Source organism: Nocardioides sp. Z30_9 (genome assembly GCF_058215735.1).
Map to the genome: position 1 here is coordinate 30662 of NZ_JBZAJF010000001.1, position 22359 is coordinate 53020.

Sequence of the window (22359 nt, forward strand, 5' to 3'; positions counted from 1 at the left end):
AGCAGCGCAGCCCGACCGTCAACGCACCGAGGTGGTGCTGTCGTGAACTACTGGGTCAGTGTCATCTTCCGGGCCATCCCGCTGGCGATGATGGGCGTGTGCGTCGGGTTCGGGGTCTACGTCTGGAACGCAGGTGATGCGCCGGGCAACTTCGTGGCCGGGCGGGTGGTCACGTTCCTGGGCGCGATCTGCCTGTGCCTGTTCTGCACCGCCGCCACGATCATCCGGCAGCTGATCGGACGCTTCAACGCCGTCGACAAGGTGCTCTACCCCGCGCTCGGCTACCTGGCGGGGATCACCGCGGCGGCGTACGGCATCTCCGTGTTCGCCGGCGTCTCGGGCAGCGGCCAGAACCCCGAGTACGTCGCCGGGCACGTCGTCCTCGGGCTCGGCCTGATCTGTGGCTGCGTGGCCACCGTCGCGGCCGCCTCCACCAAGTTCAGCCTGATCCCCGTCAACTCCGCCAAGCCGGCGGGGGACCGGACCCCGCCCAAGGAGGCGTTCTCCCGAGGTGCCGTCGCCGTTCTCGCCGCCATCCCGGTGCTCCTCGCGGCGGTCGCGTGGGTGTTCGCGTTTGCGAACCTGTTCGCGACCACCTCGCCGAGCAGGTTCACGGTGGGGCACGTGGTCGCCGGCCTCGCGATGATCTGCACCAGCCTGATCGGGCTGGTGTGGAGCATCCTGCGTCAGGTCCAGAACTCCTACGGTTTCCGCGACCGGGTGATGTGGTCGTGGTTGGTGATCGCGATGGGCGCCGCCGGCATGGTCTGGGGGATCGTGCTGCTGTGGCTGGACAGGGAGCCCTACTACCGAACTCCCGGGTTCGTGCTGATCGGCCTGGGGCTGGTCTGCTTCAGCATTCTCAGCAAGGTCGGCCTGCTCGCGCTGGTGTGGCGTCGTACGTTCAGCCTGGCCAACCGGGTGCCCCTGATCCCGATCGTGACGGCTCTCAGCTGCCTGTTCCTGGCGGCGTTCGTGTTTCAGGCTGCGTTCACCGACACCAACGTCTTCATCGCCGCACACGTGCTGGTCGGGCTGGGTGCGGTCTGCTTCACGCTCTACTCGATCGTCTCGATCCTCGAGAGCGGTACGTCATCGGGCCAGGACTGAGGCGCGGACCAAGGACGAGAGGTTGTCAGGGATGGACGAGCCGCAAGCCCCCAACCGTTCGGTTGGCACGCTGGGGTTGACCTTCGTCGCGGTCGGCGGCGTGGTCGGGTCCGGAGTGCTGTTCGCCCCGCTGTTCGCGGCGCAGCAGGCCGGACCTGCCGCCATCATCGCGTGGCCGATCGCAGGTCTGATGCTGATCACGGTCGCACTGGTCTATGCCGAGATCTCCGCGATGCTGCCGGTGGTCGGGGGCCTCGGCCTGTTGCCCACCTTCAGCCACGGCAAGGGGGTGGGCATCGCCATCGGCTGGGTGGCGTGGGTGGGCTACGTGACCGCCGCGCCGATCGAGACCCAGGCCATGCTCGAGTACGTCAGCAACGAGCCGGCCTTCGACTGGCTCTTCGTCGCCGAGGCCTCCTCGAGCGGAGAGAGTCCGCTGAGCCTGCCGGGGGTGGTGGCGGCCGCCGTCGTGCTGATCGCCTTCACCGGGCTGAACGCGTTCGGCGTGGCGCTGTTCACCCGGGTCAACAGCGCGCTCACCTGGGTGAAGGTGATCATCCCGGTGGTCATCGCGGGCGCACTGCTCACCAACTTCTCCACCGCACCCATCCGCGAGACCGGGTTCGCTCCGGAAGGGATGACCGGGGTGCTGAGCGCCATCACCACCGGCGGTGTCGTGTTCGCGTTCCTGGGGTTCCGGCACGCGCTGGACCTCGCCGGTGAGGCCCGCCGGCCGCAGGTGACGATCCCGGTGGCCCTGGTCGGGGGCATCCTCATCTGCATCGTGCTGTTCACCCTCCTCCAGCTCGGCTTCGTCGGCGCGGTCAATCCCGAGAACCTCGGCGGCGGCTGGGCCGGCCTGGACAAGGGCGGGGTGAACGGGCCGCTCGCGGCTCTCCTCACCGGCCTGGGGATGGCGGCGCTGGCCAAGCTCGTGGTGGCCGACGCCGTGCTCGGGCCGTTCGGCGCGGGCCTGGTCTCCACGGCCTCCACCGGTCGGCTCGCGGTGGCGGTCGCCCAGAACGGTCTCTTCCCGCGCGCCCTGTCGGTCTTCAACCGGCACGGCGTTCCGATGCGCGCGATGGTGCTGAACTTCGCGGTCGGGCTGGTGCTGCTGCTCGCGTTCCGCGACGGGTGGTCGGAGCTGCTCTCCTTCAACTCCGGCGCCATCGTGCTGTCGATGTGCCTCGGGCCGGTCACGGTCCTCGCACTGCGCCGGCAGGTCCCTGACCGGGCCCGGCCGTTCCGGCTCCACTCGGCGTCGGTGCTTTCACGGGTCGCCTTCGTCGTGATCACCCTGATCATCTACTGGACCGGGTGGGAGACGATGATCAAGCTGACCATCCCGATCGCTGTCGGTGTCGTGGTGCTCGTGTGGCGCGTCGTCCGCGAGCCGCAGCTGCGCCACTCGCTGGCGTTGGGATCGCTCGCCTGGCTGGGGCCCTACTACGCAGGCGTGCTGGTGCTGTGCTTCCTGGGCAGGTTCGGAGGTGGCCGCGACGTGCTGCCCAACGGGATCGACATGCTCCTGGTCACCGTCTTCGCGCTGGTGTTCTTCGAGTGGGGCCTGCGCTCGGCCCTGCCCGCGGCCGTCGCTGCGGCGAAGGTCGCCACGGTCCCGGAGGTCCGGCCTGTCCGGGGCGGCTGACGCGTCAGGCCACTATCGAGCGCAGCCGCCGGCAGGCGTCGTCGTAGGTCGCGACGAGGTCGCTGGAGCGACCCGACTCCCGGTCCGTCGCCCACCGGTCGAGGGCGGTGCGCACGACCGCCGAGCCGGTGGCGACCACCAGTCGCACCTCGAGGTCGTCGTCGGCACCGAGTAGCGCGACGAGACGGGTTGCCAGGCCCTCGACCCGCTCCTCGTCCATCCCGAGGACGGCGAGGTGCAGAGCCGGCTCGGTGCACATCAGCCGTCGCAGCCGGAGCATCTGCTGCCCGGCCTCGCTGCGGCCGTCGTCGAAGCTGGTGAGGATCTCGCGCCACACGCCCTCGAGCTGGGGGAGCAGAGCAGTGTCGGCCCGCAGGGAGTCGAGCATCTCCTCGACCCTGTCCTCGAGCTCCTGCTGCGGGAGCAGGGCGGCGCGCTCCTTGGTGGGGAAGTAGCGGAACACCGTGCGGGGAGAGACGCCGGCGGCCTCGGCGATGTCGTCGACGGTGGTGCCGTCGACGCCGTGCTCCTCGAAGAGCCGCAGCGCGGCGTCGCCGATCTCGCGCGCCGTCTGGCGACGGCGGCGCTCCTGGAGGCCGGGGGTGGCGTCGGTCACGAGGCCCATTCTAGGGAATGCCGGCGTTCGCCGCCGTGTTGACAGTCACTGCCAGCAAACACTCGACTCACGAGGAGCACAGTGACGACCAGCACCACCTCCGCACCACCGGCACGGGGCACCGACCGGACGGCACGCCTGATCGCGCTGCTCGTCGGCTCCGCGTTCGTGGTGATCCTCAACGAGACCATCATGAGCGTCGCGTTGCCGGAGCTGATGCGGGAGTTCGACGTACCCGCGACCACCGCCCAGTGGCTGACCACCGCCTTCCTGCTCACGATGGCGGTGGTGATCCCGGTGACCGGGTTCCTGCTCGCCCGCTTCCCGCTGCGGCGGGTGTTCATGGCCGCGATGGTCTCGTTCGCCGTGGGCACCCTGCTGGCCGCGCTCGCGCCGACCTTCGCCGTGCTGGTCGCGGCGCGCGTGGTGCAGGCAGTGGGTACGGCGCTGATGATGCCGCTGCTGATGACGACCATCCTCAACCTCGTCCCGCCCTCGCGGCGCGGCCGGATGATGGGCACGGTCTCCATCGTGATCTCGGTGGCCCCGGCCATCGGGCCGACGATCTCGGGCATCATCCTCGACCAGCTCGACTGGCGCTGGATGTTCTGGCTGGTGCTGCCGATCGCCCTGCTCTCGCTGGCGCTGGGCACGGCCTGGGTGCGCAACGTGACCGAGCCCGTCGACGTACCGATCGACGTCGTCTCGGTGGTGCTGTCGGCGCTGGCCTTCGGCGGCCTGATCTACGGGCTGAGCAGCCTCGGCGAGGCAGCCGCGGGCGACACCCCGGTTCCGTCCTGGCTGCCGCTGAGCGTGGGCGCGGTCGCCCTGGTGCTCTTCGTCGCGCGCCAGCTGTCCCTGCGCGAGCGCGCCCTGCTGGACCTGCGCACGTTCGCGAACAGCACGTTCACGATCGCGGCCGCACTGATCGCGGTGAGCATGATCGCGCTCTTCGGCACGCTGATCCTGCTGCCGATCTACCTGCAGTCGGTGCTCGGCCTGAGCACCCTCGACACGGGCCTGGTGCTCCTGCCCGGTGGTCTGGTGATGGGTCTGCTGGCGCCGTTCGTCGGACGGCTCTTCGACAGGTTCGGTCCCCGGCCGCTGGTCGCACCGGGTGCCGCCGTCACCTCGGTGGCGCTGTGGTTGATGTCCACCCTGGACACCAGCACGACGCAGGGGACGGTCGTGAGCATCCACGTGCTGATGAGCATCGGCCTCGCGTTGATGTTCACCCCGCTGCTCACCGCGGCGCTCGGCTCACTTCCGCACCACCTCTACTCGCACGGCAGCGCCACCATCTCGACGATCCAGCAGGTCGCCGGCGCTGCCGGCACCGCGCTGTTCGTGACCGTGATGACGCAGCGCTCGGTGGCCGACATCGAGGCGGGCGCCTCGGTGGTCGACGCCACCGCCGCCGGGATACACGCGGCCGTCTTCTACGGCGGCGTCATCTCCGCGGCGGCGGTGCTGGTCGCGCTGCTGGTGCGTGGGCAGAAGGCCGTCGACTGACCGGGCCGGAGGCCCAACCGGCGGGAGCCCAGGACTGACGGGCCCTGCCGCCTCCGGCGCCTAGGAAGGGACGATCTCCACCGGGCACCGTGACTCGTGGAGGACGGCGCGGCTCACGGCTCCGAGGTGGTGCACACGGCCGCCGTGGGTCGGCCGGGCCAGCAGCAGCCGGTCCGCTCCGGAGGAGGCGTTGACCAGGGCGAGGGCCGGCTGCGCGTGCACGACCTCGATGCGCACCGCCACCTCGGGGTAGTCGCGGCGCAGCTCGTCGACCACGGGTGTGATCAGCTCCTTGGCCCGGGCCTCGTACTGGTCGGCGCTGGCTCGAGCGGCGATCATGTCGTCGTACCCGGACTGCAGCTTCCAGGCGTGCAGGACGACCAACTCGGCGCCGCTGTGGCCTGCTGCCGCGAGCCCCCCGGCGAGCAGCGGCGCGGCGGTGTCGACCGACTTGAGCCCGACCACGACTCGGCCCAGGTCCTTGCCGGGCGCCCACTCAGGAGCCACCACCACGACCGGGCAGGTGGCTCGGGCGGCGACGCCGCCGACCACGTCGCCGGTCCAGAGCCGGCCCACGAAGGAGCGGCGCTCCGCGCCGAGCACCACCATCAGCGACTGCTCGGCGCTGGACACCAGCGTGGTCACGGGGGTGCCCGAGAGCAGCCGGGTGCGTACGGCGAGGTCCGGGGCCGCTTCCCGGGCCGCGGCGGCGGCCTTCTCGAGCAGGGTGTGCCCGTAGCTCGACAAGGTGGCGTCGTCGATCAGCGGGATGTCGCCGCGGAGGTCGCCGTACCCGGGGGTGGCGTGCACGATCTCCAGCTCGGCTCCGCGGCGAGCCGCCTCCAGGGCGGCGTAGGTGACCCCCCTGGTGCTGGCGGGGGTCGCGTCGATCCCGACGACGAGGCGCGCGGCGGTTGTCTGAGTGTCCATGGGACTTCCTTCCTGGCCTCCTCCAGTGTCGCGGATCTCCCCCAGCGAGGGGAGGGCCGACGGACCCCCGGAAGCCGACGGAGGACATCTCGACGCTGTGGGGGCTTCCCTCCAGGCGGTGGTTGCACCATCTTGGTTCCGAACCCCTGAGCGAGGAGCACGAGATGGGCCGTCTGATCGGGATCATCGTGGTGGTGTGGTTGCTGATCGGCGTGTTCGCCGCCTACCAGCGCGACTACTTCACCGACAAGGCTGAGGTCGACTGCAAGAAGGTGGGCGACACCGCGCTGACGGTGGTGGCGGGCCCGTTGAACTACGCCGGGGTGAACCCGAAGGTGGAGTGCCGGGTCCCGAAGCCGTCCGAGTAGGGCACGGCCCCGACGTCGTACTCATCGGCCGGCGTCCGGATCCACCAGCCCGGCCCGGTGGGCCAGCACGACCAGCTGGGCCCGGTCGCGGGCGCCGAGCTTGGTCAGCAGCCGGCTCACGTAGGTGCGCGCGGTCTCCCGGCTGAGGAAGAGCGCCTCGCCGATCTCCTCGTTGGTCAGTCCCAGCCCGACGTGGGTGAGGATCTCCAGCTCGCGCTCGGTCAGGCCGGCCAGCTCCTCGTCCCGGCGGCGCCGCGTCGGGAGCCGGGCGATCCGGCTCATCATCTGTCGCAGCACGCCGGGCGCCATCTCGGCCCTGCCGTCGGCGGCGTTGCGGACCGCGCGGCGGAGGTCCTCGGCCTCGAGGTCCTTGAGGAGATAGCCGTTCGCACCCGCGGCCAGGGCCTCCACCACGTCGTCGTCATCGTCGAAGGTGGTGAGCACGAGCACGGGGGTGGCGGCGAGGAGCGGGTCCGCCCGGATGGCCCGGATCGCCTCGTGGCCGTTCATCTGCGGCATCTGCAGGTCCATCAGCACGACTGCCGGCCGCAGCTCGCGCGCCATCGCGAGGGCCTCCAGACCGTTGTCCGCCTCGCCGACCACCTCGAGGTCGTCGGCGATCTCCAGGATCGCCCGCAGCCCCGCGCGCAGGAGGCGCTGGTCGTCCACCAGCAGGACCGTGGTCACGGCGCGGCCGCCAGGGGGATCCGTGCCCGCACGACCCAGCCGTCGGGTCCGGCCTCGACCCAGAGGTCGCCGCCGAGGTCGAAGACGCGCTCGCGCATGCCGCTGAGCCCGTGGCCCCCGGCGAGCTCGGGTGTCGCCGTACGCCCATCGTCGTACGCGGCCCGATCGCGTCCGTCGTCAGCCACGCAGACCTCCAGCGTGCCCGGCGAAGCCTCGGTGATCCGGATCCGGATGCTGCGTCCACTGGAGTGGCGCAGCACGTTGGTGATGCCCTCCTGCACCAGCCGAAAGACGGCGGCGTCGACCTCGGGGGACAGCGTCACCGGGTCGGCCTCGATGCGGACGTCGTACCCGGCCGTGGCCGGCGCCCGGGTCAGCCGGGCGAGATCCCGGAGCCCGGGAGCGGCCTGGGGGCGGTGCCCGTCGCGCAGCACCCCGACGGTTCGCCGCAGGTGGGAGAGGGCCTCGGAGACCGCCGTACGAACCACCCCCAGGGACTCGTGCCGCTGGGCGGCGTCGGCCTGCTCGTCGGCGGCCAGGCCCGCGTGCAGCGAGGCGAGCGTGAGTGAGTGCCCGATGGAGTCGTGCAGGTCGCGGGCGAGGGCGAGCCGGTCCTCCCGGCTGCGGGCGTCGGCGTCCAGCACCCGCTGCCGGTTCAGCAGCCGGGTCACCTGGTCCCGGCGGCGACGCAGCTGCCGGCCGGTGCGCAGGCTGTGCCCCAGGGCGATCACCGCCGCCATCAGGGTCACGTGGGTCGCGAGCTCGTAGCCCAGGACGTAGGCGATGCTCTGCTGGTCGATGACGCGGTACGCCGTGGAGCCCACGAGCGCGACCAGCGCGGCGACGAGCGCTGCTCGGGTGTGCCCGGTCTCCGCGGCGGAGAACAGCGCGGCCGCGACCGGGACCGCGACACCGAGCGCCGGGAACCCGGCGGCGTGGTAGCTGAAGAACCCGACGAGAGTGAGCAGCAGCATCAGCAACGGGTGCGTACGCCGCACCAGCATCAGCAGCCCGAGGCCCAGGGCCCAGGCGTAGGCCAGCGGGTCCACCGGCCCGCCCTGCCCCTGGTCGGAGGACACGATCACCGCCAGCACGGTGGTGACGACGACGCAGAGCAGCAGGTCGATCCGCCGGGCGCTCATGTCGATCACTGCCACGGCTTGCATGCTAGATCGGTGGCGCCGCGATCGGCAGGCGCGTGAGGCGACGAAGGAGTCGCTCCGGAGCGATCGGGTCCTCGCCCCAGGCGGCCTGTGCCACGGCGGCAGCGCTCCTAGCGTGATCAGTCCGAGGTCGGACAACGTTGGAGAGGAGTGCGGGGATGGAACGTCTCGCGCTGGCATGTCGCCGCTTTCGTCACGCCGTGGTGGGGGCGTGGATCGCGGCGGTCGTCGCCGTGTCTGTGATCTCGGGAGCCCTCGCCGGGGACGTCAGTGACGAGTACGACCTGCCCGGCTCAGAGAGCCACCGGGCCACGCAGGTGATGGAGGAGGCCGGCTTCGACTTCCGGTCGGGCACCCAGGCACAGCTGGTGTTCCGGGTCCCGGAGCCGGACGTCGGGTCCGGAGCGGGCGAGGAGTTCCGCAGCCGGGTCGACCGGGTCGCGGACGAGGTGAGGCAGCAGATCCCGCGGGCTCAGGTGACCAGCCCCTACGAGCCGGGCGGCGGCCGCCAGGTCTCGGCGGACGGGACCATCGGCTATGTCTCGGTGGACCTCCCGACGCTGCCTGCCGAGCAGCTGGCCGGCGTGCAGGACCGGCTCGCGGAGATCCGGGAGGGCCAGGACGGGCTCGACCTGGAGCTCGGCGGCGTCCTGACCGACCAGGAGACCGCGTCGGGACCGCCGGCCGAGCTGATCGGGATCCTGGCGGCCGTGGTGATCCTGCTGCTCGCGTTCGGGTCGGTGTTCGCGATGGGGCTGCCGATCCTGGTCGGGATCGTGGGAGCGGCCAGCGGAGTGGCCGTGGTCGGTATCGGTGCCCGCTGGGTGGAGATGCCCAGCTTCGCGGCGCCCGTCGCCGCGATGATCGCGATCGGTGTGGGCATCGACTACGCGCTGCTCGTGGTGACCCGCTACCGCGAGGCGCTGGTGGCCGGGGAGGGCCCGGTCGAGGCCGTGGTCACGGCGCAGACGACCGCGGGACGGTCGGTGCTGTTCGCCGGGGTCACCGTGGTGATCGCCTCGCTCGGCCTGGTCCTGATGGACCTCAAGCTGATCACGGGCGTCGCCCTCGGCATCGCGGGAGCGGTGCTGCTCACCATGGCGGCCGCGGTGACGCTGCTGCCGGCGCTGCTCGCGATCGTGGGCCGCCGGATCGACCGTCTCTCGGTGCACCGCCGCCGAGGGACCAGGAGCTCAGACGGCATCCTGGCGCGCAGGTGGAGCCGCCAGATCCAGCGTCGTCCGCTGCCCTGGGCGCTCGTCTCGGTGGCGGCCCTGGTGGTGATGACCGTCCCCGTGCTCGACCTGCGGCTGGGCTTCTCCGACGCGGGCACCAGGCCCGGCTCGGACACCGCGCGCCGGGCCTACGACCTGATGTCCCAGGGGTTCGGTCCGGGCTCGAACGGCCCGCTCGTGGCTGCGGTCACGCTGCCTGCCGGGGCTGGGACCGAGGTCCTCGATCGTCTCGGCCGGGACCTCTCCGACGCCGCGGGCGTGGCCCGGGTGAGCCCACCCGCCATCAGTGACGACGGCGAGGTCGCGGTCCTCCAGGTGGTGCCCGCCACGGGCCCGCGCGACGAGCGGACGACCGACCTCGTGCACCGGTTGCGGGACCGGGTGATCCCCCCGGTCACCGAGCAGACGGGTGCAGAGGTGGCCCTCGGGGGCACCACCGCGGCGGCCGTCGACTTCGCCGACTACACCGCGGACCGACTGCCGCTGTTCCTCGCAGTGGTGCTCGGGCTGGCGATGCTGCTCCTGCTGGCGGTCTTCCGGGGCGTCGCCGTCGCGGTGAAGGCGGTGGTGGCCAACCTGCTCTCCATCGGGGCCGCCTTCGGCGCGACCGTGGCGGTCTTCCAGTGGGGCTGGGGAGTGGACCTGCTCGACCTCGGAGGAAGCGCGCCCGTCGAGGCGTGGGCGCCGATGATGCTGATCGCGATCGTGTTCGGCCTCTCCATGGACTACGAGGTGTTCCTGCTGTCCCGGATCAAGGAGGAGTACATGAGGACCCGTGACAATGCCTCCGCGGTGGCGGAAGGGCTGGCGCGCACGGCGCGGGTGATCAGCGCGGCCGCCGCGATCATGATCTGCGTGTTCGGCAGCTTCGTACTCGGCTCGAGCCGGGAGCTCCAGCTCTTCGGGTTCGGGCTGGCGTTCGCGGTGCTGGTGGACGCGACGCTGGTCCGGCTGGTGCTGGTGCCGTCGCTGATGGAGCTCCTGGGGGACCGCAACTGGTGGCTGCCCGGGTGGCTCGACCGGTTGCTGCCCGAGCTGGTCCTGGAGCGGCGTACGACGCCTCCGGTGCCCGCTTCCACACCCGCCGGGAGGACCCATGTCTAGCGTGCGACTGACCGCCGGCGAGGTCGACTACCTCGACACCGGGGGCTCGGGACCGGTGCTCGTCCTGCTGCACGGCGTGAACATGGACGCCAGCCTGTGGGCCGAGGTGGTGGAGCAGCTCGCTCCGGACTTCCGGTGCGTGGTCCCGACGCTGCCGCTGGGCAGCCACCTGCGGCCGATGGAGCGACCCGAGCTGGTCACCCACCGGGGCGTCGCGGCGCTGGTGGGGGAGCTCCTGGAGGCGCTGGACCTGCGCGAGGTGACGCTCGTGCTCAACGACTGGGGCGGTGCGCAGTTCCTGCTCGCCGACGGCCCGACCGACCGGCTGGCGGGAGCAGCCCTGGTCGCGTGCGAGGCGTTCGACAACTTCCCTCCGGGTCAGCCGGGGAAGGCCATGGCGATGAGCGCGCGGCTGCGGGCGCTGCTGTGGACCGCGATGCAGCTGCAGCGCTTCGGCTGGTTCCGGCGTGCTCCCGGCGGCTGGGGATGGATGAGCAAGCGACCGGTGGCCACCGACGTGATGGACCGCTGGTTCGCACCGGCCCAGCGCGATCCTGCGATCCGTCGCGACCTGCGCAGGTTCGCACTCTCCACGCCGACCCGGGCGGAGCTGGCGGACCTCGCCTCGCGACTGCCCACCTTCACGCGGCCGGTGCTGGTGGTGTGGGCGAGCGAGGACAGGCTGATGCCGCGCGAGCACGGCCCCCGGCTGGCGGCCCTGTTCCCCCGTGGTCGCCTCGTCGAGATCGAGGACAGCTACACCCTGGTGCCCGTGGACCAGCCCAAGCGGCTGGCCACGGAGCTGGCCGGCTTCGTCCGCACCGACGTACTCGGCCCGGACCGCGAGGTGCGGTAGTCAGCCCATCGCCTGGCCCTCGATGTCGTGCTTCTTGGTCGCGTTGCTGGTCGGTGGACCGAAGGTTGCTGACTGACCCGGCTTCAGCGGTGAACGTGCAGCCGCAGGGCCAGGGAGGGGGCGCCCGGGTCGTCGCCGTCGACGACGGCCAGGAGCCTCGTCCCCGGGTCAGTGGACGCGAGCGCCATCAGTCCCTCCACCTTGCTCACGCGTCCCTCGACCAGGGGCAGGAGCGAAAGGTCGGCGATCATGTCGCCCTCCAGGCGGACCAGCGCTGATCCCACGACCGGGCCGTCGTCGCGCGGATTGGCACTGGCCTCGGCGGCGGCGCTCGCGAGGATGGACCCGTCCGGGAGGGTGACGGCGTCGGTGATCGCGAGACCCACCCCGTGGACGGTGCCGAGGTCGTAGTGGCGCGGGTGGGTCACTGTGACGGAGTCCGCCGGGACCTGTCCGCGCGCAACCGCCAGCAGCTGGGAGAGGTCGAGATCGACGCTGCCGGAGGGCAGGCCGGCGGCGGGCATCCCGCGGTGGAACCACCGCAGTGAGGATCCGACGACGCAGGCGCCCTCCAGGTTCAGGTGCTCGGGCCCGACGTCGAGGGCTGCGGCGACGGCGGCGTACAGCGGCCCGAGCTCGGATTCGATGGCCCTTGGTTCGCCTCGCTCCAGCCTCAGCAGCACGGCACGCATCCGGGCGGGTGCGGAACCCGATCCCAGGATCAGCAACGTGGGGTCGCCGTCGACTCCCACCTGGCACGCAGCCTCGAGGTCGGGCTTGAGGTGCTTGGTCCCGGCCGCCTCCGCGAAGACGTCGAGCCCGGCCACCGGGGCGAGCAGGCGCACAGCGGACACGCCCGCCTGCTGGAACCAGGCGCCATGGGTGGTGTCGTCCTGGACGACGAGGTGGCCGGCGCCGAACGGTGCGACGGCTGAGGCCGCTCGCACCGGCGATCCGTCACCGAAGTGAAGCCGCTCGACACCTGCCAGCTCGATCTCCACGCGGCCAGCCTGCCGGAGTCGAGCACCTCACGCCATGGCACCCCGGCGCTGGACCGCGTCCCGCACCCACCCGCGCACGAGGCGGACGGCAGACTGGTCGGCTTGGCGGCGAGCTCCTTCAGGTCGGTGAGCCTCGACCCGCCGCTGGTCTTCCATCGCAGTGCGTTCGGTCTTCGCTGACGCCGTCGAGCCGGGTTCGAGCTTGAGCGCAACCGGTCAAGGCTCCAAGTCGAGCAGCTCGGCCGCGGCCCGTTGAGCCCGGCTGAGGACCCGCTTGGGCGAGGTCCCCAGTTCCTCGGCGGCCTGCGCGACGTCGTCGTACTCGGGGGTGGCGCTGACGACGTGGCCGTCGAGCCGAGCGAGCTTGACCCTGACCCGCTCCCCGGAGACGTCCACCGCCACCTCCTCACGTTCGAGGGCACGCCGGTCGACGGCGACGCGTCGCAACCCGATGGTGGAGGTGTGCTCGAAGACGATCCGCTCGAGGCGCTCGGCCTTGCTGGCCGTCGTCAGCACGGACAGCGTGTGGGCGGGACGCCCCTTCTTCATCAGGATGGGGGTCAGCCAGGCATCCGCCGCGCCCGCGGCCATCAGGGTGGTGAGCACCGCCGGCCACAGCCGTGGGTCCAGGTCGTCCACGTTCGCCTCGAGCACCACCGACGGCGCGGCGCCGTCAGCCGGGTGGCCGGGGCTGTCCACCGCGGATCCCACCACCAGGCGGGTGACGTTCACGTGGTCGGCCGGGTCCTGGGTGCCGGCGCCGGTCCCGATCCGTTCCGGACGCAGGTGCGGCAGCGGGCCGAAGGCGTCGGCGAGGGTCACCATCAGAGCCACGCCGGTCGGGGTCGCGAGCTCGGACTGGACGGGACCGCCGAACGCGGGAGCGTCGTGTGATCGCAACAGTTCGAGCACCGCGGGTCCCGGGATCGGGATGGGCCCGTGGGCGCCGCGCACCCGGCCGCCTCCGAGAGCGATCGGGCTGCACACCAGGCGACTCAGGCCCAGTGACTGGACAGCGGTGACGACCCCGACGATGTCCGCGATCGCGTCCAGGGCGCCCACCTCGTGGAAGTGCACCTCGTCCAGCGGTACGCCGTGGGCCGCGGCCTCGGCGCGTGCCAGCGCGCGGAACACCGCACCCGCTTGGGCGGCGACGGGCTCGACGGCGCCCTCGAGCAGGGAGAGCACGTCAGGCAGCGTGCGCTGGACCGTCGAGCGTTCGGTGCTGACCACTGCCTTGGTGGCGGCGAGTCCGCCGCGTCGGGTGCGGGTGGCGGTGACCGTGACCTTCTCGGGCAGGCCCAGGCGGTTGATCTGCTCCTGGACGAGGGCCGGGTCCACTCCGCTGTCGATGCAGGCCCCCAGCAGCATGTCGCCGCTGACGCCCCCGGAGGCGTCGATCCATCCCACCGACCGGGTCATGGTCGTGCCTGGCGCGTCAGCGCCTCGTTCATCGAGCCGGACCGGAAACCGTGTGGGTCGACCTCGACCGCGTCGAAGCCGGTGACTGCTGCGAGGAGGTCGGGTGAGTCGGTGACGACCGGGACCAGGTCGGCGTCGACCTCGACCCGGGCACGATCGCCGAGGTCGCGCACGCGGACGTTGCCCTCGGGGAGTCCTGCAGCGGTCATGGCCGCGCGCAGGTCCTCCTCGGCCCGTTCGATCCGGTTGAGGCGATCGGTGCTGATGGACAACCCGTAGGCCACCCGGCTGGACAGGCAGGCCGCGGCCGGCTTGTCCGCGGTCGCCAGGCCCCATGCCCGGGAGGCTGCTCGCACCTGCGCCTTTGTGAACCCGGCGTCCGCGAGCGGGGTCAGGGCGCTGGCGAGGACAGCGGCGCGGATGCCGGGCCGGAACCCGGCCACCAGGTCGTCCGCGTTGGTGCCGGTGGCCACGGAGGCGATCCCGTGCTCCTTCGCCAGTGGGAGCAGCACGTCGAGCAGCTCGGCCTTGCAGTGGAAGCAACGGTCAGGGCCGTTGCTGACGTAACCGGGCCGCTCCATCTCGTTGGTGTTCGCGGTGAGATGGCGGACGCCCAGCCCACGGGCGAACGCAGCTGCCTTCTCGAGCTCGCTCGCCGGCAGCGACGCCGACACCGCGGTCGCCGCGACGACGTGCTCCGGGCCGAGGGCACGCGCAGCCGCGGCAACCAGGAACGCAGAGTCGGCACCACCGGAGTACGCCACGACGAGCGAGCCCAGCCCACGGAGCCGGAGCTCGAGAGCCTCCAGCCGGGAGCGCAGCTGCGCGTCGACGGGCGACAGATCGGGGGATCGATCGGTCACCGGGACTCCTCCGGAGCCGCCGTCGCGGGGCCACTTCTGCGGAGCATCCGGACCGCAGCACAGCCGGCCCCGAACCCGTTGTCTATGCCGACCACGCTGACGCCCGGGCTGCACGACGCCAGCATCCCCAGGAGCGCGGTGACGCCCTCGAGTCCTGCGCCGTAGCCAGTGCTGGTGGGCACGGCGATCACGGGCGCGGGAGTCAGCCCGGTGACCACGCTGGCCAGCGCGCCCTCCATGCCGGCCACCACGATCACGAGGTCGGCCGAGGCGATCCGGTCGCGCAGCGCCAGGACCCGATGGAGCCCGGCGACCCCGACGTCGGCGACCGGTGTGGTCGCGAAGCCGTAGGCGGTGAGCACGGCCGCCGCTTCCCGCGCCACCGGGAGGTCGCCCGTGCCCGCGGTCAGGAGGAGCGGGTCCCCCTCGCGGGGGGCCTGGACGCGCCACGTGAGGGTCGTGAGCTCGGTGCCGTGGGCGTCGTACGCCACCGTGGTGCAGGTTGCGCCCGGATGCACCGCCAGCACGGCTGCCGCCTGTGCGGGATCGGCGCGGGTGAGCAGGACCGGACTGTCGTCGGGTTCGGCGAGAAGACCGGTCACGGCCTCGACGCACTGGGCCACCGACTTGCCGGGCGCATAGACCGCCTCGGCAATCCCCGTCCGGGCCGCTCTGCCGAGGTCCAGGCGGATGTCCATGCGGGGGATCATCCCATGTGCCGGCGGCGCGGCTCACGGCCACCGGGTGGTGCAGCTCCCGGCATTGGTTCGCGTACTCCCGGCGAGCCTCGGCCGCGCACAGACACCCCATCTGCCACGTTGGCCCCACCAGGCATACCCGCTCAACTGATTTGTTCCAACGCATTGCGATGCCTCAACTGAGTACCTGTACGGATGCGCGGTCCCACACCCAGGACGAAGGATGGAGCCATGAGACGACCACTGCTCCTGCTTCGCGACATCGGGTTCCGCACGGCCGCACTGCTGCTGCTGACCGAGGGGGTCGCCGAGATACTTTCGGCGCTCAGTCCCGGTGACGGCCTCGGCACCGGCCTCACCGTCATGTTCGTGCTCGTCTGCGCGGCGGCGGCCTGGGGACTCTGGGACGGGTTCCACCGGCACCCGGCACGACTGTGCGTGACCTGGGTGGTCACCGGCGTGCTGGTCTCGCTGGGATCGACCCTCTACTCGCACCTGCGGTTCGACGAGGGGTCCTGGTCCGGGCTGGCCGACCGGCTCCTCGACGGGCTCGGGTTCTGGTCCGCGCTCGTGTTCGTCCCCGCGATCTGCTGCGGGCTCGTGCAGTCCGTCATCGGCTCAGGGACTCCCTCCCGGCGGCGGTTGCAGGATGCTGGTTCTCGCAACCGGTGAGTGAGGAGCACGACATGGGTCCGTTGGACTGCGCCGGGGTCAACCCGGAGGTGGAGTGCCGGGTCCCGGAACCCTCCGAGTAGGAGACCTCAGCCCATCACCAGGCCCTCGATGTCGTGCTTCTGGGTGATCGGCTCGAGCTCGTCGACCACGGGGCAGGAGAGATGGTCGCGGACCCGCGGGGGCAACGCATCCCAGTAGCCCGTGGTGACGGCCAGGTCGTGGTGGGCGTCGTTGCCGGCGCCCGGAGCGTCCACCCCCAGCACCAGCACCGGTCGGGACACCTGCGAGGTGTTCGGCGTCCCGCGATGGATCGTCAGGGCCGACCGGGCCGAGATGTCCCCGACCCGGGGGTACTTGCGTTGCGCGAGCTCCTCGAAGCGGGCGTACTCCGACTTCGCCGGGAACTGCTCGTGGTCGAAGTCGTCACCGCGGTCCCACTGGGTGCCCAGCGCGATCTCGAACGGGCCCATCTCCTCGGTGGTGTCAACGGTGGTCAGGTTGAACGCCAGCGAGGTCAGCCGGTGCTCGTCCTTGGTCTCCGGGGGACTGGGGAAGTCGCGGTGCCAGGGCTGCAGCGTCGCGCCGGGGAACGGGGTGTCGAACCCGACCTCGACGACCCGGTAGTCCGGACCGAGGATCGTCTCGCACACGGCGCGCACCCAGGCGTGGTCGACCAGGTCGACGAAGCCGCGAAGAGCCTCGGGGTGGATCTCGACGTACCAGCGGTTCGGACCGCGTCCCACGGCTCCGCCCTCGCGGGACCTGGCCTCCTCGAACGCGGCGTCCACGTCCTCGCGGACCTGCTGCACCCAGCCGGGGGAGAAGGCGCCCTTGCAGGCGATGATCCCGTCGGTCTCCAGACCGCGGCGGATCTCCTCGAGGTCGAACTCTTCGTCGGTGGCGGTGGTGTCTGTCATGGCACGCTCCTGTGACGGGGTTGGTGAGGTGGAGCCTCAGCGCCGGAGGGTCCACGCCCGGACGTCGAGGAAACGGGCGGTGAAGCCGGTGCCCCCCATGGAGACCAGCCCGATGCGTGGGGTCTGGCCGAGGTCGTGGGTCCAGGTGCCGCCGCGGACCAGGCGGCTCCCCGGGGTGCCGGTGTACGCCGTGTAGCGGTCCTCCCCGGGCCGCTGCTCCACCACGATGCGCAACCGGGTGACGGCACCGGGCGGACCGACCACCCCGTTGCCGTAGCGCGGGTACTCCGGTGGCGCCATCGGCACCTCCTTGGCCCACTCGGTCTGACGCGTCTCCCAGATCGAGGCGTGCACCAGCTTGACGAAGGTGTCGTCGGCGCGATCGTCCCCCGAGGTGAGCACCAGCCCTGCCTGCACGTAGTTGTGGCAGCAGCCCTCCGCGGGCAGGTTCAGTGCGACGTCGGCCTCGACCACGAAGTCGCCGCGTGGGGCGGGCCGGCTCAGCACCGACGCGGTGTTGTCGTCGGCGTGCAGGTCCGCGGCCTGGGTGTCGAACCGCAGGGCGCCGTTCTCGATCGCCCAGGTGCCGGGTGCCGGTTCGCGGCGCCAGCTCCAGGTCGCGTCGAGGCCGCCCGCGAAGTCCTCGGAGAAGCCCGGGAGCGCCCGTCCGGGCCCGACCGGTGCCGGCGGCTGCGGGCGGTAGCGGCTCGGGTGCCCCTTCCGGTTGGCCGGCGCGGGCATCCTCGTGTCGGACGCCCAACGGCCGGCACGCACCTGCGGCCAGCCCTGGACCCAGTCGAGCGGGTCGAGCATCGCGGGGCGCCTGGTGAACCCGGGGTCCGGATCGAAGTAGGGGTCGGTGCGGTCGGCCGCGTGGTAGACGGTCCACCAGCGGCCGGCGGCGTCGCGGAACACCGAGTTGTGGCCGACGCCGACCCAGCGGTTGCCGTTGGGGAGCAGCACCGGGGAGCCTCCGACCCGACCGGCCAGCAGCGAGTGCCCGTCGCGGCCCCGGAACGGTCCGAAGGGTGATCGCGAACGGGCGGCGAAGACGCCGTACGACGTCAGCGGGCCGTTGCAGCAGTTCGTCGCGGAGCCGAACAGCCAGTACCAACCGCCGCGCTCGACGACGTTGGTGCCCTCGTAGCGGTTGCCGATCGTGATCCTGGTCGGGGTGCCGGCGGTGCGGGCGCCGTTCCGGTCGAGGACGACCCGGGTCGCGTGCACGCCGCCGTTGTAGCTGCCGTAGTAGAGGACGCTGGAGGTGCCGATGTCGTCACCGAGGATGTCGGGGTCGTAGGTCCAGAAGAACCCGCAGTCCGCCCCTGGGTCAGGTCGCGGACCCACCAGCGGTGCCGCCGAGGTCCTCCACGGGCCCAGCGGGCTGGTGCTCACGGCCACGCCGATCGCACTGTCCTCGGAAGAGGCGCACGCGCCGGGGCCGCGCAACGAGTCGTCGGTGTCGGTGACCACGAACGTGAGGTAGTACAGGCCGGTCGCCCGGGAGTGCACCACGTCCGGGGCCCACAGCCCGGCGCCGTCGGCGGCCCAGGCGGGCGGCTGGGGGAGTGCGTCGCCGACGTAGGTCCAGTTCACCAGGTCCTTCGAGCGCAGCATCGGCATCGGGTGGAAGGCCAGCTGCGGGGCCACGGCGCGCAGTGCCGCCAGCTCCGGGTCGTCCGCCTCGCTGCGTGGGGGCACGGGACCGGGCCGGACGCTCCTGGCCCCGGGGTCGGCGTCCGGCTGGACGAGGTCGGTGTCGTTGAGCGGGTCGGTGGTGCAGTACATGAACCACGAGCCCCGGTCCCGTCCGGCGCCGCGCGGCACCGCCGGATCGGCGCAACTGTCCACGGTCGCGCCCCCTGCACCCGGGATCCGCGGGGCCAGCGGGTTCCGGTAGCTCCCCGGGCCCGGTGCACCGGTGCTCGCGTCCGCTCCAGAGGGACTCCCCAGCGCCAGGAGCGTGGCGAGTACGGCGACCAGGGTCGCCGTACCGGTGCCGAACCCGAGACGGGTCATGGATGACAACGTCGCAGGCATCCGGCCCACCTGGCAAGGGGCCCGGGCCCGGGACTCGGTGTGGTCCACATCGTGCTGGGTACGTTCCTCCGCGTGACCCAGACACGACTCGTGGCCGACCTGATGGTGGAGCGTCTGCATGCCTGGGGGGTGACCCGGATCTTCGGCTACTCCGGTGACGGCATCAACAGCTTCATGGGGGCGTTGCGGCGCGACGAGGGCGGTCCGCCCCTGATCCAGGCGCGGCACGAGGAGAACGCGGCCCTGATGGCGGTCGGGCACGCCAAGTACACCGGCGAGGTGGGGGTGGTCACCAGCACCCAGGGGCCGGGGGCGGTGCACATCCTCAACGGCCTCTACGACGCCAAGCTCGACCACGTCCCCGTGGTGGCCCTGGTGGGTCAGCAGCAGACCTCGGTCCTCGGCTCGGAGTACCAGCAGGAGATCGACCTCACCAGCCTGTTCAAGGACGTGGCCGCCCAGTTCTGCCAGACGATCCTCTCCGCGGACCAGGCGCCGATGGTGCTGGACCGGGCGTTCCGCACCGCGCTCGCCACCAGGTCCCCCTGCGTGGTGGTGGTGCCGCACGACGTGCAGAAGCTGGAAGCCCCGTCCGAGAAGGCCCAGGAGCACGGCGTGGTGGTGACGACGCCGGGGTGGCGACGACCGCACGCCGTGCCCCGCGAGGAGCACCTGCGCGAAGCTGCCGAGGTTCTCAACTCCGGCGACCGGGTGGCCCTGCTCGTCGGCCAGGGTGCTCGCGACGCCGGCGACCTCGTGGCTGCCGTTGCCGATCGGCTGGGCGCCGGAGTGACCACGAGCCTGCTGGGCAAGCCCTGGTGGGACGAGGGACTGCCCAACAGCTGCGGGGTGATGGGCCACCTCGGCACCACCGCGTCGGCATGGCTGATGGAGAACTGCGACACCCTGCTGGTCGTGGGGAGCAACGACCCCTGGACCGAGTACTACCCACCGCCGGGTGCGGCACGTGCCGTGCAGATCGACCTCGACGGACGCCACCTGGGCAACCGCTACCCGATCGAGGTCGGCCTGCCCGGGGACTGCGTCGACACCCTGGAGGCGCTGCTGCCGCTGCTCGAGGAGCGACCCCGTGGTGACTGGCGTGAGGAGGTGGAGTCGCGGGTCACCGAGTGGCACGAGATCGCCGAGAAGCGCGCGGCCCTCCCGGCGGATCCGCTGAACCCCGAGCACGTGGTCCGGACACTGAGCGACCACCTGCCCGGTGACGCGCAGGTGAGCGTCGACGTCGGGTCGGTCGTCTACTGGTACGCCCGGCACCTGCGGCTGCCCGACGGCGTGCCGGCGCACCTCTCCTCGACGCTGGCCTCCATGGGCTCGGCCCTTCCGTACGGCATCGCGGCGAAGCTGCACGCACCCGACCGCCCGGTGATCGCACTCGCCGGCGACGGGGCGATGCAGATGAACGGTGTCGCCGAGCTGATCACGGTGAGCCGGCTCTGGCCCGGTTGGGCAGACCCACGCTTCGTGGTGCTGGTGTTGCGCAACCTCGACCTGGCCGAGGTCACCTGGGAGCAGCGCGAGATGGAGGGCGAGCCCCGGTTCGACGAGAGCCAGTCACTTCCCGACTTCCCCTACGCCGAATACGCCAAGCTGCTGGGACTCGAGGGGATCAGGATCACCGATCCCGCCGAGGTCGACGACGCCTGGCGGCGCGCCCTCGCGGCGGACCGGCCGACCGTCATCGAGGCCGTGGTGGACGCCGACGTACCGCTGCTTCCCCCGTTCCCCGCAGGGAAGGAGAAGCTCGACAGCTTCCGCCAGGGCCTCGACGCCGAGGGGGAATCCGGCAAGGCCGCCCGCGAGCTCCTCGACCGACACGCCGAGATGGAGGGTGGCTGAGGCCGCGCCGCGGTCCTCGTCCTTGACAGCCGGTGCCGGGCGGGGGAAGCCTCGTTCGCAGAGGTGGTGGTCTCATGGCCCCGAAGCGACGGCAGTGTGCCGCAATGCAGGAGTACGAGCGTCTCCTCGAGGAGGTGCCCTCGTTCCGGGCCAACCAGCGGCGGGCGGAGGAGTTCACCGCTCGTGCGTTCGCCTCCGGCGATGCAAACAGGGTGGCGCGCAGGCTGGTCACGATCCCGACCGTGGTGCACGTCGTGCACAAGAACCCGCGGCAGAACATCAGCCTGGCCCAGATCCGGAGCCAGATGACCGCACTGAACAAGGACTTCCGGTCCACGAACCCTGACGTCGCCAAGGTCCCCGCGCCGTGGAAGGGCCTGGTGGGTGACCCGAAGGTCAGGTTCCGCCTCGCAACCACCGATCCCCACGGCAAGCGCACCAACGGGGTCGTGCGCGTGCACACCGACCGGGCGTCGTTCGGTGCCGGCGATGCGGTCAAGCGGGCCAAGGACGGGTCGGTCGCGTGGCCCGCGGACAAGTACCTCAACATCTGGGTGTGCCAGCTCGGTGGCGGGCTGCTCGGCTACGCCCAGTTCCCCGGCGGGCCCAAGGCGACCGACGGCGTGGTCATCCTGCACTCGGCCTTCGGCACGGAGGGTACGGCGGCGGCGCCGTTCAACCGGGGCCGCACCCTGACCCACGAGGTCGGGCACTGGCTCAACCTGCGCCACATCTGGGGCGACACCCTCGACTGCAGCGGCGGCGACCGGGTCCCGGACACACCGAACTGCGCGGGGCCGAACGTCGGGAAGCCGTCCTTCCCCACGGTCAGCTGCAGCAACGGACCCAACGGCGACATGTTCATGAACTACATGGACTACGTCGACGATGCCGCAATGTTCATGTTCACCGCGGGTCAGGTCGCGCGGATGAGCGCCTGCCTCGCGGGTCCACGCAAGTCGTTCCTCGGGGCGTAGCGACTGTGCGCAGCGACCAGGTCAAAGGGCGGTGGGTGCACGTCCAGGAGGAGGACACCGAGGACAACATGGTGTTCCGGCCCGCAGGCACGCCCCTGCCTCCGGCTCGCGGACGGGTCGCCTTCGAGCTGCGCGCGGACGGCAGCTTCGCGGAGTCCGGTCTCGGCGCCGCCGATGCTCCGGAGGAGGCCACCGGCAGCTGGTCGCTCGACGGCGACACGATCACGTTGAGCGAAGGCGCGGCGCAAGGCGTCCCACGCAGGATGGAGGTGCTGTCGGCCGACGAGGAGCGGCTGGTGGTGCACAAGCCTGCCGCCGACCAGGACGGGTGAGCAGCAGTCAGCTCGAAGCGGGTGACCGACGCGGACGAGGGTGTCTGCGACGTCGGGTGGTCCGACGCGGACGAGGGTGTCTGCGACGTCGGGTGGTCAGCTCACCGGGGTGCGGGGAGCTCGGCGTGGTGCACGGGCTCCGGTGTGTCCGAGGATGCTCCGGATCATCACGGCCTCGGTGCTCTTCTCGTCGCGGATGCGCTCCAGGACGGCATCGACCTGGGCGTCGTAGGTGTGCGACGACACCTCGTGGTTATTGGTGTCGGGTCGGGGTGTCGTGCTCATGCCTCCAGTCTCCGTGCACCGGAACCATGAGCCCAAAGAACGAGACGGGGCTCACTCACC

General features: G+C 71.6%; 21 protein-coding genes. 10 read left to right on the forward strand and 11 right to left on the reverse strand.

What is annotated here, in order from left to right; genetic code table 11:
- Positions 1–42: 42 nt before the first annotated feature.
- Positions 43–1110: a DUF2776 family protein gene (locus AC4BGB_RS00180; RefSeq protein ID WP_490543941.1), complete on the forward strand. Its 1068-nt coding sequence runs from the start codon at positions 43–45 to the stop codon at positions 1108–1110.
- Positions 1111–1141: 31 nt separating this feature from the next.
- Positions 1142–2758, forward strand: a complete 1617-nt coding sequence (locus AC4BGB_RS00185; RefSeq protein ID WP_490543942.1) for an APC family permease — start codon at positions 1142–1144, stop codon at positions 2756–2758.
- Positions 2759–2762: 4 nt separating this feature from the next.
- Here the strand turns inward: AC4BGB_RS00185 and AC4BGB_RS00190 are convergent, their stop codons facing one another.
- Complete coding sequence (locus tag AC4BGB_RS00190; RefSeq protein WP_490543943.1) at positions 2763–3374, reverse strand: TetR/AcrR family transcriptional regulator; 612 nt, start codon at positions 3372–3374, stop codon at positions 2763–2765.
- 81 nt (positions 3375–3455) lie between these two features.
- Here AC4BGB_RS00190 and AC4BGB_RS00195 point away from each other — a divergent pair, with 81 nt between their 5' ends.
- Positions 3456–4886: an MDR family MFS transporter gene (locus AC4BGB_RS00195; RefSeq protein WP_490543944.1), complete on the forward strand. Its 1431-nt coding sequence runs from the start codon at positions 3456–3458 to the stop codon at positions 4884–4886.
- A gap of 60 nt (positions 4887–4946) precedes the next feature.
- Here the strand turns inward: AC4BGB_RS00195 and AC4BGB_RS00200 are convergent, their stop codons facing one another.
- Positions 4947–5816 (reverse strand): universal stress protein, encoded by an 870-nt coding sequence (locus AC4BGB_RS00200; RefSeq protein WP_490543945.1) that lies wholly within the window; start codon positions 5814–5816, stop codon positions 4947–4949.
- A gap of 164 nt (positions 5817–5980) precedes the next feature.
- On the opposite strand from AC4BGB_RS00200, the gene AC4BGB_RS00205 reads away from it, so the two are divergent.
- The gene (locus AC4BGB_RS00205) at positions 5981–6184 is read left to right on the forward strand and encodes a hypothetical protein (RefSeq protein ID WP_490543946.1); all 204 of its coding nucleotides are present in this window, start codon (positions 5981–5983) and stop codon (positions 6182–6184) included.
- A gap of 21 nt (positions 6185–6205) precedes the next feature.
- On the opposite strand, the gene AC4BGB_RS00210 is transcribed toward AC4BGB_RS00205, so the two are convergent.
- The gene (locus AC4BGB_RS00210; protein WP_490543947.1) at positions 6206–6871 is read right to left on the reverse strand and encodes a response regulator; all 666 of its coding nucleotides are present in this window, start codon (positions 6869–6871) and stop codon (positions 6206–6208) included.
- Positions 6868–8028 carry a sensor histidine kinase gene (locus AC4BGB_RS00215; protein ID WP_490543948.1) on the reverse strand — a complete coding sequence of 387 codons (1161 nt, stop codon included), beginning with the start codon at positions 8026–8028 and terminating at the stop codon, positions 6868–6870. Before AC4BGB_RS00215 ends, AC4BGB_RS00210 begins: the two co-directional genes overlap by 4 nt.
- A 164-nt stretch (positions 8029–8192) precedes the next feature.
- Here AC4BGB_RS00215 and AC4BGB_RS00220 point away from each other — a divergent pair, with 164 nt between their 5' ends.
- Together AC4BGB_RS00220 and AC4BGB_RS00225 are read left to right on the forward strand one after the other, a co-directional pair.
- Positions 8193–10373: an MMPL family transporter gene (locus AC4BGB_RS00220; RefSeq protein WP_490543949.1), complete on the forward strand. Its 2181-nt coding sequence runs from the start codon at positions 8193–8195 to the stop codon at positions 10371–10373.
- Positions 10366–11229, forward strand: coding sequence for an alpha/beta fold hydrolase (locus tag AC4BGB_RS00225; protein WP_490543950.1), 864 nt, complete (start codon positions 10366–10368; stop codon positions 11227–11229). The genes AC4BGB_RS00220 and AC4BGB_RS00225 overlap by 8 nt, the downstream gene beginning before the upstream one ends.
- 83 nt (positions 11230–11312) lie before the next feature.
- On the opposite strand, the gene AC4BGB_RS00230 is transcribed toward AC4BGB_RS00225, so the two are convergent.
- From AC4BGB_RS00230 to larB, 4 genes are all read right to left on the reverse strand, one after another.
- A complete protein-coding gene (locus AC4BGB_RS00230; protein ID WP_490543951.1) occupies positions 11313–12230 on the reverse strand; it encodes a DUF6910 family protein in 918 nt (305 codons plus the stop codon).
- Between the two features lie 216 nt (positions 12231–12446).
- Positions 12447–13652 carry a nickel pincer cofactor biosynthesis protein LarC gene (larC, locus tag AC4BGB_RS00235; RefSeq protein ID WP_490543952.1) on the reverse strand — a complete coding sequence of 402 codons (1206 nt, stop codon included), beginning with the start codon at positions 13650–13652 and terminating at the stop codon, positions 12447–12449.
- Positions 13649–14515, reverse strand: a complete 867-nt coding sequence (gene larE, locus AC4BGB_RS00240) for an ATP-dependent sacrificial sulfur transferase LarE (RefSeq protein WP_490543953.1) — start codon at positions 14513–14515, stop codon at positions 13649–13651. Before larE ends, larC begins: the two co-directional genes overlap by 4 nt.
- On the reverse strand, positions 14512–15213 hold the full coding sequence (gene larB / locus AC4BGB_RS00245) for a nickel pincer cofactor biosynthesis protein LarB (protein ID WP_490543954.1): 702 nt from the start codon (positions 15211–15213) through the stop codon (positions 14512–14514). The genes larE and larB overlap by 4 nt, the downstream gene beginning before the upstream one ends.
- 231 nt (positions 15214–15444) lie before the next feature.
- Between larB and AC4BGB_RS00250 the strand changes: the two genes are divergently transcribed.
- A complete protein-coding gene (locus tag AC4BGB_RS00250) occupies positions 15445–15885 on the forward strand; it encodes a hypothetical protein (protein ID WP_490543955.1) in 441 nt (146 codons plus the stop codon).
- An 89-nt stretch (positions 15886–15974) separates the two neighbouring features.
- Here AC4BGB_RS00250 and AC4BGB_RS00255 read toward each other — a convergent pair whose 3' ends face one another.
- A complete protein-coding gene (locus AC4BGB_RS00255; protein WP_490543956.1) occupies positions 15975–16805 on the reverse strand; it encodes a phytanoyl-CoA dioxygenase family protein in 831 nt (276 codons plus the stop codon).
- Positions 16806–16841: 36 nt separating this feature from the next.
- Positions 16842–18824 (reverse strand): family 43 glycosylhydrolase, encoded by a 1983-nt coding sequence (locus AC4BGB_RS00260; protein ID WP_490543957.1) that lies wholly within the window; start codon positions 18822–18824, stop codon positions 16842–16844.
- 93 nt (positions 18825–18917) lie between these two features.
- On the opposite strand from AC4BGB_RS00260, the gene AC4BGB_RS00265 reads away from it, so the two are divergent.
- From AC4BGB_RS00265 to AC4BGB_RS00275, 3 genes are all read left to right on the forward strand, one after another.
- The gene (locus AC4BGB_RS00265; protein WP_490543958.1) at positions 18918–20705 is read left to right on the forward strand and encodes a thiamine pyrophosphate-requiring protein; all 1788 of its coding nucleotides are present in this window, start codon (positions 18918–18920) and stop codon (positions 20703–20705) included.
- A 104-nt stretch (positions 20706–20809) separates the two neighbouring features.
- Positions 20810–21682, forward strand: a complete 873-nt coding sequence (locus AC4BGB_RS00270) for a zinc metalloprotease (RefSeq protein WP_490543959.1) — start codon at positions 20810–20812, stop codon at positions 21680–21682.
- Between the two features lie 35 nt (positions 21683–21717).
- Entirely contained in the window at positions 21718–22014 is a 297-nt protein-coding gene (locus AC4BGB_RS00275) for a hypothetical protein (RefSeq protein WP_490543960.1), read from the forward strand.
- A 96-nt stretch (positions 22015–22110) separates the two neighbouring features.
- Here the strand turns inward: AC4BGB_RS00275 and AC4BGB_RS00280 are convergent, their stop codons facing one another.
- Complete coding sequence (locus tag AC4BGB_RS00280) at positions 22111–22299, reverse strand: hypothetical protein (RefSeq protein ID WP_490543961.1); 189 nt, start codon at positions 22297–22299, stop codon at positions 22111–22113.
- Positions 22300–22359: the final 60 nt, after the last annotated feature.

Coding starts and splice junctions, on each gene's coding strand:
- AC4BGB_RS00260 (WP_490543957.1), bottom strand. CDS start 18,824: ATGACCCGTCTCGGGTTCGGCACCGGTACGGCGACCCTGGTCGCCGTA.
- larC (WP_490543952.1), bottom strand. CDS start 13,652: ATGACCCGGTCGGTGGGATGGATCGACGCCTCCGGGGGCGTCAGCGGC.
- AC4BGB_RS00250 (WP_490543955.1), top strand. CDS start 15,445: ATGAGACGACCACTGCTCCTGCTTCGCGACATCGGGTTCCGCACGGCC.
- AC4BGB_RS00270 (WP_490543959.1), top strand. CDS start 20,810: ATGCAGGAGTACGAGCGTCTCCTCGAGGAGGTGCCCTCGTTCCGGGCC.
- AC4BGB_RS00225 (WP_490543950.1), top strand. CDS start 10,366: ATGTCTAGCGTGCGACTGACCGCCGGCGAGGTCGACTACCTCGACACC.
- AC4BGB_RS00205 (WP_490543946.1), top strand. CDS start 5,981: ATGGGCCGTCTGATCGGGATCATCGTGGTGGTGTGGTTGCTGATCGGC.
- AC4BGB_RS00255 (WP_490543956.1), bottom strand. CDS start 16,805: ATGACAGACACCACCGCCACCGACGAAGAGTTCGACCTCGAGGAGATC.
- AC4BGB_RS00220 (WP_490543949.1), top strand. CDS start 8,193: ATGGAACGTCTCGCGCTGGCATGTCGCCGCTTTCGTCACGCCGTGGTG.
- AC4BGB_RS00280 (WP_490543961.1), bottom strand. CDS start 22,299: ATGAGCACGACACCCCGACCCGACACCAATAACCACGAGGTGTCGTCG.
- AC4BGB_RS00185 (WP_490543942.1), top strand. CDS start 1,142: ATGGACGAGCCGCAAGCCCCCAACCGTTCGGTTGGCACGCTGGGGTTG.
- AC4BGB_RS00200 (WP_490543945.1), bottom strand. CDS start 5,816: ATGGACACTCAGACAACCGCCGCGCGCCTCGTCGTCGGGATCGACGCG.
- larB (WP_490543954.1), bottom strand. CDS start 15,213: ATGGACATCCGCCTGGACCTCGGCAGAGCGGCCCGGACGGGGATTGCC.